The following is a 14,946-nucleotide window of genomic DNA, read 5'->3' as shown; positions in this document are numbered from 1 at the left end:
GTGAACGCGATCAGCACACCCACCACCGGCCACCGGCCGCGAGGGGCCGCCCTGGGCGCGGGATTCCACCTCCACGCCCATGCATCCCCACCACGATGGGAAACGATCCCGGAAACTCAATCCCAGGATCGCTTAGCTGATCAGAGACGCTGCCCGGAGCGGCGATCAGCTCCGGCTCGGCCCGGCGCAGCACGTCGGTCCAGAGGGCGATGTCCCCGTCCCGCCCGTCGGTCCGCTCCCAGGCGTGGTCGCGTATCGGGAGCTGGGTCAGGAGCACGGTCAGCCAGGCCACCTCGTCGTCGCTCAGCCGCTCGCCCCGCCGGTGCCGGCGGAACGCGGTGCGGACCACGGCCACCCCGGCGGACCGGACCGACCGGCCACCGACCAGCGCGGTCTCCGCCGCCTCCTCGGTCAGCGCCGCCAACCGCCCCCGCGCCCGGGCGGTGGCCCGGCGCATGGCCACCCGGACCGGCCCGTCGAGCGGGGCCACCTGCGCGGTCAACGCGGCCCGGTCGGGGAGGGCGACCTGACCGGCGAAGACGGCTGCGGCGCTGACCTCGCTGGCCGCCGGGTCGTACGGGGTGCCGTCCGGCGGGCAGCAGTCGGGTTCGGCGCACAGGTACGACCACCAGCGCCCGTCGGTCACCCGCAGCGCGTCGAGGACGATCACCCCGGCCGCGTCCAGCGCCTCGCCGACCGCGTCGACCGCGCCGGTCACCCGGGGCGCCGGCCCGTAGCCGATCACCGTGGCCGACTCGGTGCCCTGCCGGACGATCACCTCGGCCAGGTGGCGGGCCGGCGGACGGGGATCGGCCCCGGCCTCGGGCAGGTCGCCCCGGGCGGCGAAGATGACCCGCCGGCCGCGCAGCGCCACCACGACCACGCTGTCGGCGGGGTGGAAGCCGAGCAGGTACGGCACGGCGGCGATGAGGTCGGCGGGTGAGCGGACGGCGAGCCGGGGGCGGTCGGTCGGTGTCATGCCGGGAGCGTGCGGCGGACCGGTGCCCGGCCGACAGGCCCTGTGGACGACACGCCGGTTGTCCACAGGTACGGAGAGTATCGGCGCTGGTGGCGGCGATTCGCGGGCATCGGCGGGGCGACGTGGCCCTCCTTCGTCGGTGGCAGCGGCTACCTTGCGCTCATGGACCTGGCGTACCTGCGGGCGCATCCGGAGCACCTGCCGACGTTCCTGACCCACCAGCGGATCCGGGAGACGCCGGTCTCCGGGGGTGACATCTGCGCCGCCTCCCGGCTGACCCTGGACGACGGCCACTCGGTCTTCGCCAAGACCTGGCCGGAGACGGCGGGACGGCCGGTGCCGGAGGGGTTCTTTGCTGCCGAGCGGCCGGGCTGCGCTGGCTGCGCGAGGCCGGCGCGGTGGCCGTACCGGAGGTGATCGTGGCGCTGCCGGAGCTGCTGGCGCTCGACTGGGTGGACCCCGGCGAGCCGACGCCGGAGGCGGCCGAGCGGTTCGGCCGGGAGCTGGCCGCGCTGCACCGGGCCGGGGCGCCCGCGTTCGGGGCGGAGTGGCCCGGCTTCATCGGCGCGCTCCCGCAGGACAACACCCCGGACCCGGGCCCCTGGTCCAGTTGGTTCGCCCACCGCCGGCTCGCGCCCTACCTGCGCAGGTCGGTGGACAACCGGGCGCTGAGCCAGTCGGAGACCGGTCTGGTGGAGGAGGTCGTCGAGCGGATCGCCGACCTCGGCGGCGACGAGCCGCCGGCCCGGATCCACGGCGACCTCTGGCCGGGCAACCTGCTCTGGGGTGCCGACGACCGGGTCTGGCTGGTCGACCCGGCCGCGCACGGCGGGCACCGGGAGACCGACCTCGCCCAGCTCGCGCTCTTCGGCGGGGCTCCCCACCTGGACCGGATCCGGGCCGCCTACGAGGAGACGTGGCCGCTCGCCGACGGGTGGCGGGAGCGGGTGCCACTGCACCAGCTCCACCTGCTGCTGGTGCACACCGCCCTGTTCGGCGCCACGTACCGGGATGCGGTCGGTACCGTCGCCCGAGCCGCGCTGCGGGGGGCCGGACGCGCTACCGTCGACAGGTGACCGCCGCCCCGACGTCCCCCGGCGTCCTCGTCGACCGGTACGGCCGCGTCGCGCGGGACCTGCGCGTCTCACTGACCGACAAGTGCAACCTGCGCTGCACGTACTGCATGCCGGCCGAGGGGCTGCCCTGGCTGGCCGGGCCGCAGCTGCTCAGCGACGAGGAGATCGTCCGGCTGGTCCGGGTCGCGGTGCAGCGGCTCGGGGTCACCGAGGTCCGCTTCACCGGCGGCGAGCCGCTGATCCGCCCCGGGCTGGTCGGCATCGTCTCCGCCGTGGCGGCGCTGGAACCACGGCCCCGGATCTCGCTCACCACCAACGGCATCGGGTTGGCGCGGCTGGCGGCGGGCCTGCGCGCCGCCGGGCTGGACCGGGTGAACGTCTCGCTGGACACCCTGGACCGGGCCCGCTTCGCGGAGCTGACCCGGCGGGACCGGCTGGCCGACGTGCTCGCCGGGCTGGCCGGCGCGGCGGAGGCCGGGCTGACCCCGGTGAAGATCAACTCGGTGCTGATGCGCGGGGTCAACGACGACGGGGCGCCGGCGCTGCTGCGCTTCGCCCTCGACCACGGCTACGAGCTGCGCTTCATCGAGCAGATGCCGCTCGACGCCCAGCACGGCTGGGACCGGACGACGATGGTCACCGCCGATGAGATCCTGGCCGCGCTGGGCCGGGAGTTCACCCTGACGGCCGACCCGGCGGAGCGTGGCGCCGCGCCGGCCGAGACCTGGCTGGTCGACGGCGGTCCGGCCAAGGTCGGGGTGATCGCCAGCGTGACCCGGCCGTTCTGCGGCGACTGCGACCGCACCCGGCTCACCGCCGACGGTCAGGTACGCGCCTGCCTCTTCGCCACCGAGGAGTCGGACCTGCGCGGGGCGCTGCGCGGCGGCGCGGACGACGCCGAGCTGGCGGCCCGCTGGCGTACCGCGATGTGGGGCAAGCGCGCCGGGCACGGCATCGATGACCCCTCGTTCCTGCAACCCGTCCGGCCGATGTCGGCGATCGGAGGCTGACCGGTGGAGCTCACCGTCCGCTACTTCGCTGGCGCGCGGGCCGCCGCCGGCCGCACCGAGGAGACCGTTCCCGCCGGGCGCTCGCTCGACGAACTCGTCGGTGAGCTCGCGCAACGACACGGCGAGCGGCTCGCCGCCGTGCTGGGGGTGGCGAGTTTCCTGGTCGACGGCGTCGCCTGCCATGATCGTCGGGTGCCGCTGCCGGCCGGGGCGACGGTCGACGTGCTGCCGCCGTTCGCCGGCGGCTGAGGAGGCTCGGTGCTGGCGATGGCGACCTTCGTGGGCTTCGCGGTGCTCGTCACCGCCCTCATCCACCTGTATCTCTGGAAGCGGCTGGTCCGGGACACCACCGACCCGGGCCGCTGGCGGAAGGTCGGCGGCATCGCCGCGCTGGTGCTGGCGCTGCTGGTGCCGGCGACCATGGTGGGGACCCGCGGCGGGGCGTACTGGCTGGCCTGGCCCGGCTACCTCTGGCTGGCGCTGATGTTCTACCTGCTGGTGCTGCTGCTGGTGCTGGAAGTGCCGATGGCGGTGGGGAAGCTGGTACTGCGCCGCCGGGCGATGGTCGCCGAGCCGACCGCCGCCGCGCCGGAGCCCGCGCTGGTCGGGGATCACCGACGCCACCACCCTCGACGGCGTGCCGCGCGGCATGACCCCGGAGATCGTCAACTACTTCACCGCCCGCGGCGTGCGGGTGATGCTCTCCGTCGGCGGCATCACCTACACCGACGACTGGGACGCCGCGCTCGCCGAGAACGCCACCCTGCTCGGCCAGCGGGCCGCCGCGGTCGCCAGCCGGCTCGGCGTCGGCATCGAGATCGACTACGAGCAGAACACCGGCCCGAACCTCGCCGGCCTGCAGTCCTTCATCGACGCCTACCGGGCCGTCCACCCGTACGACGCCAGCGGCGCGCGGCCCGAGGCGCGGCTCACGATCGACGTGGCCGCCGGTGACCGGTGGCTGATCGACCTCAACCGGAAGGCGACCGGGGACTGGCTGCGTACCGACGTTCCGGTCCTCGACTACGCCAACGCCATGGTGTCCGCCCGGCCCGCTTCGGCCAGCACCTCCCAGGCGAGCTGGCAGGAGCACGTCGACGGCAAGCCGCAGTACAGCCCGCCCGTGCCCCCGCTGGCCCCGGCCAAGTTCACCGGCGGCGTCTACATCGCCTACGGCGGCAAGCCGCTGCCGGAGTGCGTCGACTACGCCACCTCGGTGCAGCGTGCCGCCGCGCCGTACGTGCAGACCGTCGCCCCGCACGGCGCGGGCGCCACCGCCGGCATGCTCGGGTTCATGTTCTGGGCGGCCGAACGCCCCTCGACGCGGGGCATCGGCACGGTGCCGCCGAACACCTGCGAGGGCGGGACCGGCGCCGGGGCGAGCGCGCTGTCCGTCCCGGTGCCGATGCCCGCCCTGCGCCAGAGCTGACCGGGTCAGTCCCGTACCCAGGTGAAGGTGACCCGGGCGCCGGCCGGCAGCCGGTCCAGGTCGTTCAGCTCCAGCACGCCGGTGACCGCGCCGAACAGCTTCGCCTTGCGCAGCCGGAGCTGCCCGTCGGGAAGCTGGTAACGGTACAGCCCGTTGGCGTCGCTGCGCTTGGCGTCCTGCACCGCGATGGTCCAGTCACCGTCCTTCGCGTGCAGGCCCAGCTCCTTGCGCCAGGTCAGGCCGGTGCCCAGGTTCAGCACGAACTCCACCTCGTCCGCCGGCTTCGCCCCGGCCTCGATCCGGTAGTCGACCGCGTCGTGGTCGCGGGTGATCAGCTGCCCCGCCGACCGCTCCGACCAGGTCGGCAGGTGGGAGGCGGGCATCGGGGCACCCTTCGGCAGGGCGGCCAGCGCGTCGTCCGGCACCACCCCGACCCGGTCCCAGCGCAGCCCGAGCGCGGTGAAGGTGACCGGATCCGGCACGTGCCGCAGCACCCCGTCGACCACCAGGTAGACCGGATCCCGGTGCTCCTCGCGCAGCACCGTGCCGTCCACCGGCACCGGGCGCAGCGCCCGCAGCGAGTCGCGCGGCAGCACCCGGACGTCGGACCAGCTGAACCCGAGGCGGACCAGGGTGTCCGGATCGGGGATGTGGAAGCCGTGCCCGCCGTAGGTGACGTACACCTCCGGGCGGTCGATCTCCCGGAGCAGGACGTGGTCCCCGGGCACGTCGGCGACGTACCCCGTCGACCCGTCCGGCAGCTCCACCACCTCGTTCCAGCGCAGCCCGAGCCGGTCGAACTCCGGCGGGCTGGTCACCCAGAACTTCGCCCCGCCGTGCACCACGTAGATGCGGGCGTCGGAGCGGTCGCTGAGCAGCTTCCCGTCGGCGAGATACCAGGGCAGCCGCGGCGCGTACCGCTCCACGAAGAAGCCACGCCACTCGTCGCCGTTGCTCTCCCGCACCGCCCGGTCCGCCGGGTCGTACGCGGTCTTGAACTCCAGCGTGTGCTCCCGGCCCGGGTACCGGTTGTCCCAGATGAACACCCGGGTCCGCGCGTCGTCCTGCTCGTAGCCGTACGCCACCACCTGGTGGTCGTTGCCGAACGCGCCCGGGTCGCGGGACTGCACCAGGCCGAGCGGCTGCGGCAACCCCTGGTCGAGGAGCTGCTTGAGCTGCGGGAGCTGCTCCTCCCGGGTCATCCGGGCCACGCCGATCCCGTTGAGCGTGGTCGGGTGGTCCGGCGTCCGCATGAACTGGAAGTACATCGGCCAGTTGTCGACGATGCTGGTGATCAGCCGGTCGTAGACGTAGTCGGCGACGGGGTTGCCGTCCGGCGGCAGGGCGCTGGCGCCGGGGACCGGCAGCCGGTGGTGCCAGTGGTCCAGCGCCGCGAAGGCCATCCCGCCGCAGCGGCCCCTGGTGTCGGTGATCGGCAAGCCGGCGATCTTGATGTGGTTGACGAAGGCGTTGCGGAAGGCGAAGCCGTCCCGGGACGGCCGAAAGGACACCCTCATGAGAACTCTCCCGTACCTCAGTAGGTGACCCGGACGCCCATCTGCGTCCAGGTGAGCCGGCCGACGACGCCGTCGTCGGTGAGGCCGCGCATCCGCTGGTACCAGCGGACGCCCGCCTCGGTGAGCTCGTCGAACTCGGTGCCCGGCGGGCCGCAGCGGCGCGCGCCGACGAACCGCTTGACGAACGCCACGTCCGCGCCGCTGCTGCCCCGCCGGACGGTCCGGCAGCCCGGCACCTGGCCGGTGGGCGGCGCCGGAGGCTTGGTGGCCTGCCGCAGCGCGGCGAGGGTGGCCGGGCCGACGACCGCGTCGGCCGCCAGCGCCCGGGACTTCTGGAACGCCCGTACCCAGGCGGCGGTGCGGGGGCCGAAGTCCCCGTCGACGGTGAGGCGCGCGCCGAGCCGGTTGGCCAGGGTCTGCAGCTCCCGCACGTCGCTGCCCCGGCAGCGGTCCCGCAGCACCCGGTCGCCCAGCCGGGTGGCCGGTGACGCGGCGATGCCCCACGGCCGCTGGCTGTCCTCCAGCGAACGCTGGTGGCTGACGCTGACGTGCAGGTGCTTGTTGTGCGGGTTGGCGCCGCTGTAGCGGGCGGCCGTGAAGCCGCGGGTGCGGCTCCAGATCACCCGGTTGTAGATGACGTACTGGCAGGACGGGTGGCCGATGCAGTGCCGGACCACGAGCAGCGGGTCGATGCCGTCGACGTCCACGTCGATCGCGTTGACCGAGCGGTCGTCGCCGTCCGGGTTGTGGTCCGACCGGCGGGCCTGGTGGTCGGCGTCGCCGATCCAGCCGTCCGAGCTGCGGTCCCGGTGCGGCCACCGGGTGTTGATCTCCTCGCGCAGCACCCGCAGGGTGGGTGCCAGGTGCACGCTCACGTCACTGCTCCTCGTCCGTGGAAAGGTCGTACTCGACCGCGTCTCCGATGAGGGCCTCCGGGTCGTCGTCCTCCTCGAAGACGGTCACCTGGTAGTCACTGTCGACGCTGGCGGTGTCCATCACCGTCGCCTCCGGTCTCTGCTCGGGCCGGCGCCTCGCGGCGGCGTCCGCGCCGGCGTGCCGCGTCCTCGCGCCTGGCGGCGGTACGCGGCGGGGTACCTGCGTCCACTGTCGAAACCGCAGCTCACGGCGGCAAGGGATGAGTCGGCTATCGGCGGCGCGGCGACCCGACCGGCCGCCGCGCGCCGCCGATCGAGAAGCCCGTTCGCCGACCGGCGGGATCGCCCGGCGGATCGGTGGACCTCGGGCGTTCCACCGGCCGGCGATCCGCCCGGCTGATCGGACGATCAGCCCACCGGTTCGGGTCGGCCGGTCAGCCCGGCAGGCCGGTCAGCCCGGCAGGCCGGTCAGCCCGGCAGGCCGGTCAGCGCGTCCCGCAGGGCCGCCGTCAGGTCCGCCCGGGACAGCCCGGCGGGGTCCGGGGGCAGCGCCGCGATCACCCGCGCCGCGACCGCGTCGCGAGGGCGTCCAGGTCGACCGCCCCGCCGGACCCGTTCGTCGGCGCGGCCATGACCTCGGCGTCCGCGCGCTGCGCCGGCAGCAGCGCCCGTACGGCCGCCGGGTCGGCGCTCTGCTTGGCGACGACCTCGCCGATCGCGCGGACCGTGACCACCAGTTCGTTGAGCACCCCGAGGGTGGACATGCCGCGCGGGATGCCGCCGCCGATGTACTGCCACGGCAGGGCCCGCAGCTGCCTGGCCACCGCCGGGTCGTTCAGCAGTGCGAGAAGCTGTTTCGCGTCCATCCCGCTCTCCTCCGTCAGTCCCCAGGGCCGCGGGTCCCGCTCCGCCGCCTCGGCCGGCCGGATGCCCAGGTGCAGCCGTCCCGCCCCGGGATCGGTGCCGGCGTACGCCCGCCGGGTCCAGCCGTCGTCGGCCCGGGCGGCCGTGCCCGCGTGGATCCACAGCGCGGCGGCGGGGTGGCGTTGGAACGCGGTGAGGAGCACGTCCGTGTCGACCCCGGTGACGTTCACGTCGATCGCGTCGACGCTGCCGCGGGTGTTGGGCCGGTGGTCGACGTGGTGGGTGGCGTCGACGACCGTCCGGTCGGCGCCCGGCCAGCGCCGGGCGATCTCGCCGCGCAGCGTCTCCAGCGCCGGGGCGAGCCGGCGGGGCGCGGTGGCCTCCTGCGCGATCAGCTCCCGCAGCGCCTGCTGCTCCACCGTCCGGTCGGTGAGGTCGCCCTCGTCGCGGTGGTAGTGCGACCACACCTGGCACCCGTTCGCCTTCGCCCAGGCGTGCATCCGCCGGTACCAGTCCGCGCAGCGCTGCCGTCGGGATCCAGGTCCGCCGGAAAGTCGCCGGCCCGGGTGATCCGTGGATGGTTGATCTCGGCGATGCCCCACGGCCTGCCCGCCGCGGCGGAGAGCTCCACCATGATCGCCAGAGCGGCGGCCGGGTCCTCGTAGCCGGCCGGGCGGAACGGATTGCGGGCCTTCGGGTCGTAGGGGTACCAGTCGGCGAGGACCAGGTCGACCGCGTCCGACTCGTGCTCCGGCCACCAGGTACGCCAGTCGTTGACCCGCCGCCCGGCGGCGTCGACCCGGCGTACCCACTGCAGGGTCCAGCAGACCGCGAGCCGCAACCGGCCGTCGTGCCGGGCGGGGTGGTCGCCGACCTGGCTCCGGGTGCGGGTCCAGGACCGGCGGAAGGCCGCCGGGGTGGGGTCGCCGCCGGCCTGCTGCTCCGGCTCGTGGTGCGGGACCAGGATGAGCCGCCCGGTCCGCCCGGTCGCCTGCCAGGCGGCCACGAACGCGGCGGCGTCCACCTCCGGGTCCTTGTGGGAGACGATCACGTCGGCGTCCGCCGGCACCTGCGCCAGCCGCTGCCGCTGGTCGCTCCAGGCGGTCGGGGGCAGCCCGTCGCCCGGTCCGAAGAAGATCCGTACGCAGCTCGTCCGCGGGTACGTGGCGAGCATGCCGGGCACCGGTCGGGTACCCGGGCACCAACCGGTGGGCATCATGCCGGAACCTCCACGGCCAGCGGTTCCAGGTCGGCGCGGACGGCCTTGACCTCCCAGTAGAAGGCGTGCGAGGCCGGGGAACCGTCCACCGTGCGGACCCGGAACGCCCCGTCCCGGACCCGGCCCGCGGCCAGCGCGGACACCGGCTCGTCGTCGTCGAAGACCGGGGTGAGCTGGACGGTGCGCCCGTCCTGCCGGGTCAGCGCCTCGAAGTACGCGGGCAGCTCGACCGTCGCGGCGCCGCCCTCGAGGCGCCCCTCGCCCCGGTAGTAGACGCCGTTCTCCGGTCCCTCCAGCGCGGCGTGGATGAGCTGCCGGCGCTCGGTGGCGTCCGGGGCGTCCAGCGGGTGGTCGATGGCGAACTGCTTCGACTTGCCCTTGATCACGCCGCTGCCGGCGTTCAGGCTGATGGTGTAGCCACTGGACTCGCTGGCGCCGAGGTAGATGGCGCCCGAGGCGAACAGGTCGAAGGTGCTGATGCCGCCGCCGCTCCAGGAGGCCAGGGGGGGCGTCGCCGGGCCGACCACCATCTTGCCGGTCACCCTCATGTCGCCACCGAACGAGCTTCGGTTCTCCACGAAGAGGCTGCCGCTGTCCGCGCCGGCGACGCCGCCGAAGCCGACGTACACGCCGGCGGCGTTGAGCAGGTGCAGCCGCTCCGGGCCGCCGATGTGCAGCCGGGTGCCGCCGTTGATCCAGCTCCAGTTCGGCAGCGTCAGGTGCCCGGCCACCGACATGTTGCCCTGCACGCTCAGGTCGCCGTTGCCGGTGGCGTCCTTGACCACCGTCACCCCGCCGGTGGCCCGGACGGAGTAGGCGCCCTCCGCGGTCAGCGACAGCCCGCCGCGTCCGCGCAGGCTCGCCGCCCGCAGCTCCTTCACCGCCAGGTCGGCGTACGGCTTGCTGCCCTCGGTGTAGCCCAGCGCCGGCCGTCGGCGCTGCGGTCGATCAGCTCGAATCCCCGGCCGCGCGGAAGGACAGCTGCGCGTGCTGCACGCCCGGTCCCCAGAAGCCGAGCGCGGTGACCACCTGCCCGGCGGTCACCGCCGCGCCCTCCATGCTGCCCAGGTGCAGCATGCCGCCCCCGATGCGCAGCCGGTCCGCGCCGTACTGGGTGAACGCGATGAGGTCGTCGGGGTCGTTGTTGTTGGCGATCCGCAGGATCGTGTTCTCCCCGCCGTACGGCCAGTACCGGATGTACGCCTCGTCGCCGGAGCCGCCGCCCGGGTCGGTGGGGAAGGTGATGCCGGCCTGCGGACCGCGCCGACGGCCGGCACGATCGCGCCGACCGGCACCCGCAGCCCGGCGACCTGCCGCCCGGTGGGCTGCACCGTCACCGTGCCGCCGGCCCGGGTCACCTTGCCCAGCACCACCGCGTGCGCGGGGTCGGTGGGCGGGGTGGCGCTGACCTTGACCAGGCCCTCCTCGGTCCACCGGGTCTCCGCGGCCAGCCGCCCTCGTCGCGCGGGTCGGACAGGTACTCGTGGTACTCCACCCAGACGACGAACGTGCCGTCCCCGGGCAGCGTGGTCCGCCGGCTCTCCGGCAGCACGACGACCAGGCCGTCGCCGTCGATCGCCACGCCCTGCCCGACCGTCACGTCGCTGCCGGTCGGGGTCAGCTCCAGGCCGCTCACCACACCCGTCGGGCGCAGCAGCCGGGCGGCCAGGTTCTGCCGGGCCAGCAGATAGTCCAGCGCCTGGGTCAGGTCGTCGGCGCGCAGGTACTCGTAGTCGTAGTACCGGGGCCGCGCCATCGGCAACGGCAGGTTCCTCTTCCAGGTGATCGTCATCAGGGTCTCCGCTGATCGTGTCGGGCGCGGGTGGATGGTCAGCGCGGTTGGACGGTGTCGTAGCGCAGGCCGCTGGAGAGCTCGCCCGCGCCGACCTGCCGGCTGCGGCCGAGCCAGAGGTGCACCGAGCCGTCGGCCCAGCGGGCGAGCTGCCACCGGCGCAGCACCCGGCTCCCGGCCCGCGGCACCTCCTCCTCGGGGAAGGCCAGCTCCACCAGCCGCCCGTCCCGTTCCCGCCAGTCGAGCAGCCGGCTGTGCCCGGTCACCGCGACCGGCTCCCCGTCGCGGGACGGCTGCTGCAACGGCACCCGGCGCAGCCGCACCACGTCCGGCCGTCCTCCGTCGGCCCGGGCAGCAGCGGCACCCAGTTCTCCGGGACCGTGGTGGCGAACGCGTACGACAGGTCGGGTACGTCGGCGTCGGTGGGGACCGGCGGGCGGTCCGGCACCGCCGCCCGGCCGACCTGGGCGTTCCGGTCGATGGGGCGGCCGGTCGCGCCGGTCACGGTGCGCTCCACCGCCCAGGCCAGGTTGGCCGTCTCGTCGCGGCCGAGGCGGACCTCCTCCACCGGGGCCGAGTCCAGGGTGACGGCGGCGGTGGCCGGCAGCACCAGCACGTCGGCCCGGCCGCCGACGACCGCGCCGGCGGGCCGGAACAGGGCGGTGCTCTCCGCCGCGGCCGGCACCACCGTCTGTACGCCGAACGTGTCGGTGACGATCAGCGAGCGGATCCGGGTGGCCGAGCCGACCGGCAGCTCCAACGGCACCAGGAAGTGATCGTTGGCGTAGACCAGGCCGTACTCGACCAGGAACATCCGGGCCAGGTCGCCGACACCGGCCCCGATGCCCGCCAGGTTGACCCGGGAGTCCTCCAGCTCCCAGAACCGGGTGGACGGCATGCCGGCGTACGCGACCGGGGTGGGCAGCAGCACCTTCACCACGTCCTCGAACCCCGCCCGGGCCTCCAGCGTGCTGCCCGGCTCGTGGTCGAAGTGGTACCAGTCCAGCCGGTCACCGTCGTACTCGTGGGCGGTGAGCACCAGCTCGTCCTCGCCGTCGTGCGCGCCGACGGCGAAGTCGTGCTCCATCCGCTCCCGCCGCCACGCCGACCCCTCCAGGCCGGGGGTGCTGAACAGCGGGGTGAAGTCGGCCGGCGGCCACGGCGGCGCGGCGGGCCGGGACGCGCCGGGCGCCAGCACCGCCGGCAGTTGCAGGAGGTAGCCCGGCGGTGGGCCGGCGGCCGGGGCGGGACGCCCAGCCAGGTCAGCCACTCGGTGATCGCCCCGTTGACCGCGGTCAGCAGGGCCGCGGGCACCTGCGCCTCGGTGACGAACCGGCCCTCCGCGCAGGCGCGCAGCGCCAGGTCCCCGTGCGGCACCCGGCCGGCGGCGATGCGCAGGTAGCCGACGGTCTCCGGGTCGGCCGCCGAGGCGGCGTCCGGCGGGGTGGCCGGCACCGGGTACCGGTCGCACAGCCGCGGGGCCAGCTCACCGGCCCCGGCCGCGGCGAGCAGCCGCAGCAGCTGCTGGCCGCTCTCCACGGCGAAGCGCAGGTCACCAGCCGTGGCCGCCGGTTCGCGTTCCACCACCGCCTCCCACGGCACGCCGGTGGGCAGCCGCACCGCCCCGGCGTACGGGCCGGGCTGGTAGCGGGTGAACCGGGCCGCCCGCGCGTGCACCCGGGCGCTCACCGGCGAGCCGGCGTCCTCCCCGGTGAACTCGCCGAGCTGCCACTGCCGGGCCAGCAGCCACAGCGGGTCGGCGACCCGGGCGTCCACCGCCGGCGCGAGGTTGGCCCGACGGGTCCGCGGCTCCAGCCGGGTCCAGGTGGTGACCGACGGGGTGTCGGTGGCGGTCAGTTTCTCTTCGACGGTGGTCACAGCCCCTCCTTGCCGCCCTGCGGCGTCAGCGTCGCGTCCGGCACGAAGTCCGTGGTGGTGGTGCTCTCGTTGACGTTGGTCGGGAAGTAGAGGGCGGGCAGGAACTGCCCGGCGGCGCCGACGGAGTCGACGTCGACGGCCCGGGCCACGGCCAGGTCCAGCGCCTCCTCCAGCACCTGGGCGAGGCTGCCGGGTTGCCAGCTCGCCGCCCCCTCCGGCGCGAGACCCAGCAGCACCGCCTGCGGCGCGGCGGCGCCCGGGGCGTCGTACTCGAAGGTGAGACCGGTCTGCGCCCGCCCGGCGGGCACCACCTCGGTCCACTCGTCCACCACCACGCCCTGCACCGGGCGGGTCGGGTCGATCCCGCCGGGTGCGACGACCACCAGCGACAGCGGCTCGGTGCCGGCGCTCGGCGGCGCCTCGCCGACCCAGCGGTCGCCCGGGGCGTACGGCAGCTGTGCCACCCGGACGGTGGGGGGCAGCTGCACCACACCCCCGGCCCCCAGCGCGTCGGCGCTGGTCAGCACCTCCTGCAACCGGCCGACGGCGGGGCGGACCCGGCCGTAGCGGGACAGCCACCGGCGTACCGGATGGGGTGAGCCGCCCTGCAGCGCGTCGCTGGCGGCCAGCGCGGTGGCAGCTGCGCCGGCTGCGGCGCGGTGGCCCGCGGGAACGCACCGGCATGTCCGGGCCGAGCAGCGCCCGGATCCGGGCGATCTGTGCCTCCCGCCGCCGCGCGGGCGGCGCCGCGGGCCGGTCGAAATCGGTGGCCGGGTCGCACCGGCACGCCCCGGGCGGGCACGGCGTCCGGTCCTGGAGCTCGGCGATCACCCGGCAGTGCGCGACGAGCCGGCGGTCCAGTTCGCCCCGCGCGATGGCGGCGGGTGTCGGCGACCGCCCGCGGGCCGTCGGGACGTGGGGGTGGCGGGACGGCCCCGACGACGCCCAGGCCGGCGGCGGCGTCGAGGAGTTGCCGGGCGACGTCCTCGTCCCAGCCGGCGGCGTCGGGCTCGGGCAGCGCGGCCAGCGCGGTGCGCGTTTGCCGGGTCGTCTGCCAGGTCTCGTCGGCCTGCGCCTTGGCGCTCTCGTCGACCTGCGGCGGTACGTCCGGGTCGGGGCCGAGGTCGGCGGCGACCACCGGGCGGGACCGGCCGTACAGGTCGCGCAGCACGTTCACCGCGTGCAGGAACTCGGCGAGGCTGATCCGCTCGGCCGGCCAGCCCGGGTCCCGGTCGTAGTCCAGCTGCAGCGTCCAGTCCGGACCGACACCGGCCGGGCGCAGCGGTCCCCAGGCGTCCAGGGCGATCCGCCGGTCCAACTCGGCGTCGTCCGGGCGGCCGGGGTGCGGCGGCGCGGCCAGCAGGTCGATCGCCGCGCTCTGCATCCGGTCCAGGCTCGCCGGCTGCCACGGCGTGGCGGTGACCCCGTCCGGGGCGTGCCAGCGCAGCCGCCAGAACACCCGCCAGGACGGCGGCAGCAGCACCGCGGTGAGGGCGTCCGCGGCGGCCCCGGCGATGCGCGGGTGGTGGCCGCGGGCGGCCGGCCAGTCCTGGCGCAGCCGGGCGAACCGGTCGTCGACGTTCACCACCAGCAGCACCCGGTGGGTGACCGTCGCTCCGGTGACCGGGGTGCGGGTGACGTGCAGCTCCGGCGGGTTGGTGGCCGCGCCGGAGGCGGCGTCGACGGCCGCCGCCGCCCGGTTCAGGTCGCCCAGCGCCAGCTGGTGCACGCTCTCGGCGAGCAGCGTGTCGGCCACCGCGTCGGTGGCCTCGGCCAGGTCGGCGAGCACCTGCCCGACGGCGGCGCGGGCGGTCGCCGGCAGGGCGGCGAGCCGGGCGTCGAGCGCACCGGCCCGATGCAGCCGGTGCAGCTCCAGGCCGTCCACCCCGGCCGTCGACTCGACGGTGGCGGTGACCGTGGCGGTGCCGTCCTCGCGCGGGTCGACCCGGTGCGCGCGGACCGGGGCCAGCCCACGGAACAGCGGCAGGTGCTGATCCCACGGGCCGGCCGGGTGGTCGTGCAGGCCGCGCTCGAAGCGGTAACCGAGCAGCGCGCCGAGGCTCTGCCCGGCCCGGACCCCGTCGAGCAGTTGCTCGGCGAGGCGGACCCGGCGGGAGGAGAGCTCGACGGCGAGGGCGTCGTCGCCGCCGTGCGACCGCCAGGCGCTGCGCAGCACCGCCGCGGTGACCGCCTGGGCCGGTGAGGGCGCGTGCACGTGGCCCGCCTCGGCCGGGGCGACCGGGAGCTTGGGCGGGGCCACCTCCGGCGGCACGTCGGCGGGCCGGTCCACCAGCTGGGGAGGCGTCG

The 14,946-nt window shown here is 75.4% G+C and carries 14 protein-coding genes and 4 pseudogenes; 5 read left to right on the top strand and 13 right to left on the bottom strand.

The window, feature by feature from the left end; translation table 11 throughout:
• Nucleotides 1-151: 151 nt before the first annotated feature.
• A pseudogene (locus tag JNW87_RS22035) lies at nucleotides 152-979 on the bottom strand (DUF4192 domain-containing protein); the annotation flags it as partial.
• Between the two features lie 162 nt (nucleotides 980-1,141).
• Between JNW87_RS22035 and JNW87_RS22030 the strand changes: the two are divergent.
• The 5 genes and pseudogenes from JNW87_RS22030 (at nucleotide 1,142) to JNW87_RS22010 (ending at nucleotide 4,494) form a co-directional block, all read left to right on the top strand.
• A pseudogene (locus JNW87_RS22030) lies at nucleotides 1,142-2,055 on the top strand (fructosamine kinase family protein).
• A complete protein-coding gene (gene moaA / locus JNW87_RS22025; RefSeq protein WP_238454326.1) occupies nucleotides 2,052-3,065 on the top strand; it encodes a GTP 3',8-cyclase MoaA in 1,014 nt (337 codons plus the stop codon). The pseudogene JNW87_RS22030 and the gene moaA overlap by 4 nt, the downstream one beginning before the upstream one ends.
• A 3-nt stretch (nucleotides 3,066-3,068) precedes the next feature.
• Nucleotides 3,069-3,314, top strand: coding sequence for a MoaD/ThiS family protein (locus JNW87_RS22020; protein WP_109802674.1), 246 nt, complete (start codon nucleotides 3,069-3,071; stop codon nucleotides 3,312-3,314).
• A gap of 9 nt (nucleotides 3,315-3,323) precedes the next feature.
• Nucleotides 3,324-3,746: pseudogene (locus JNW87_RS22015) on the top strand (metallophosphoesterase); the annotation flags it as partial.
• The gene (locus JNW87_RS22010) at nucleotides 3,703-4,494 is read left to right on the top strand and encodes a hypothetical protein (RefSeq protein ID WP_238454328.1); all 792 of its coding nucleotides are present in this window, start codon (nucleotides 3,703-3,705) and stop codon (nucleotides 4,492-4,494) included. The pseudogene JNW87_RS22015 and the gene JNW87_RS22010, both read left to right, overlap by 44 nt.
• Nucleotides 4,495-4,499: 5 nt before the next feature.
• On the opposite strand, the gene JNW87_RS22005 is transcribed toward JNW87_RS22010, so the two are convergent.
• The 12 genes and pseudogenes from JNW87_RS22005 to JNW87_RS21950 form a co-directional block, all read right to left on the bottom strand.
• A complete protein-coding gene (locus JNW87_RS22005; protein ID WP_146230963.1) occupies nucleotides 4,500-6,011 on the bottom strand; it encodes a hypothetical protein in 1,512 nt (503 codons plus the stop codon).
• Between the two features lie 17 nt (nucleotides 6,012-6,028).
• Nucleotides 6,029-6,886, bottom strand: a complete 858-nt coding sequence (locus JNW87_RS40805; protein ID WP_109799902.1) for a peptidoglycan-binding protein — start codon at nucleotides 6,884-6,886, stop codon at nucleotides 6,029-6,031.
• 557 nt (nucleotides 6,887-7,443) lie between these two features.
• Nucleotides 7,444-8,217, bottom strand: a complete 774-nt coding sequence (locus JNW87_RS21995; protein ID WP_238454325.1) for a hypothetical protein — start codon at nucleotides 8,215-8,217, stop codon at nucleotides 7,444-7,446.
• On the bottom strand, nucleotides 8,142-8,969 hold the full coding sequence (locus JNW87_RS21990; RefSeq protein ID WP_238454324.1) for a hypothetical protein: 828 nt from the start codon (nucleotides 8,967-8,969) through the stop codon (nucleotides 8,142-8,144). Before JNW87_RS21990 ends, JNW87_RS21995 begins: the two co-directional genes overlap by 76 nt.
• Nucleotides 8,966-9,850 carry a hypothetical protein gene (locus tag JNW87_RS21985; RefSeq protein WP_238454323.1) on the bottom strand — a complete coding sequence of 295 codons (885 nt, stop codon included), beginning with the start codon at nucleotides 9,848-9,850 and terminating at the stop codon, nucleotides 8,966-8,968. The genes JNW87_RS21990 and JNW87_RS21985 overlap by 4 nt, the downstream gene beginning before the upstream one ends.
• 67 nt (nucleotides 9,851-9,917) lie before the next feature.
• Nucleotides 9,918-10,403, bottom strand: coding sequence for a hypothetical protein (locus JNW87_RS21980; protein WP_238454322.1), 486 nt, complete (start codon nucleotides 10,401-10,403; stop codon nucleotides 9,918-9,920).
• Nucleotides 10,324-10,761: a hypothetical protein gene (locus JNW87_RS21975; RefSeq protein ID WP_238454321.1), complete on the bottom strand. Its 438-nt coding sequence runs from the start codon at nucleotides 10,759-10,761 to the stop codon at nucleotides 10,324-10,326. The genes JNW87_RS21980 and JNW87_RS21975 overlap by 80 nt, the downstream gene beginning before the upstream one ends.
• A gap of 38 nt (nucleotides 10,762-10,799) precedes the next feature.
• Nucleotides 10,800-11,027 (bottom strand): hypothetical protein, encoded by a 228-nt coding sequence (locus tag JNW87_RS21970; RefSeq protein WP_238454320.1) that lies wholly within the window; start codon nucleotides 11,025-11,027, stop codon nucleotides 10,800-10,802.
• Nucleotides 11,024-11,800, bottom strand: a complete 777-nt coding sequence (locus JNW87_RS21965) for a hypothetical protein (RefSeq protein ID WP_238454319.1) — start codon at nucleotides 11,798-11,800, stop codon at nucleotides 11,024-11,026. The genes JNW87_RS21970 and JNW87_RS21965 overlap by 4 nt, the downstream gene beginning before the upstream one ends.
• On the bottom strand, nucleotides 11,695-12,639 hold the full coding sequence (locus JNW87_RS21960; protein WP_238454318.1) for a hypothetical protein: 945 nt from the start codon (nucleotides 12,637-12,639) through the stop codon (nucleotides 11,695-11,697). The genes JNW87_RS21965 and JNW87_RS21960 overlap by 106 nt, the downstream gene beginning before the upstream one ends.
• Nucleotides 12,636-13,175: a hypothetical protein gene (locus JNW87_RS21955; RefSeq protein WP_238454317.1), complete on the bottom strand. Its 540-nt coding sequence runs from the start codon at nucleotides 13,173-13,175 to the stop codon at nucleotides 12,636-12,638. The genes JNW87_RS21960 and JNW87_RS21955 overlap by 4 nt, the downstream gene beginning before the upstream one ends.
• Nucleotides 13,160-14,946: pseudogene (locus JNW87_RS21950) on the bottom strand (hypothetical protein); the annotation flags it as partial. The pseudogene JNW87_RS21950 and the gene JNW87_RS21955, both read right to left, overlap by 16 nt.

Origin of the sequence: Micromonospora sp. ATA51, assembly GCF_016802855.1 — a bacterium.
GTDB classification, from domain to species: Bacteria; Actinomycetota; Actinomycetes; order Mycobacteriales; family Micromonosporaceae; genus Micromonospora; species Micromonospora sicca.
Note: the sequence above shows the minus strand (reverse complement) of the source record. Positions and strands in the feature narration are given on the sequence as shown.

Coding starts and splice junctions, on each gene's coding strand:
- JNW87_RS21975 (WP_238454321.1), bottom strand. CDS start 10,761: ATGACGATCACCTGGAAGAGGAACCTGCCGTTGCCGATGGCGCGGCCC.
- JNW87_RS21990 (WP_238454324.1), bottom strand. CDS start 8,969: ATGATGCCCACCGGTTGGTGCCCGGGTACCCGACCGGTGCCCGGCATG.
- JNW87_RS22005 (WP_146230963.1), bottom strand. CDS start 6,011: ATGAGGGTGTCCTTTCGGCCGTCCCGGGACGGCTTCGCCTTCCGCAAC.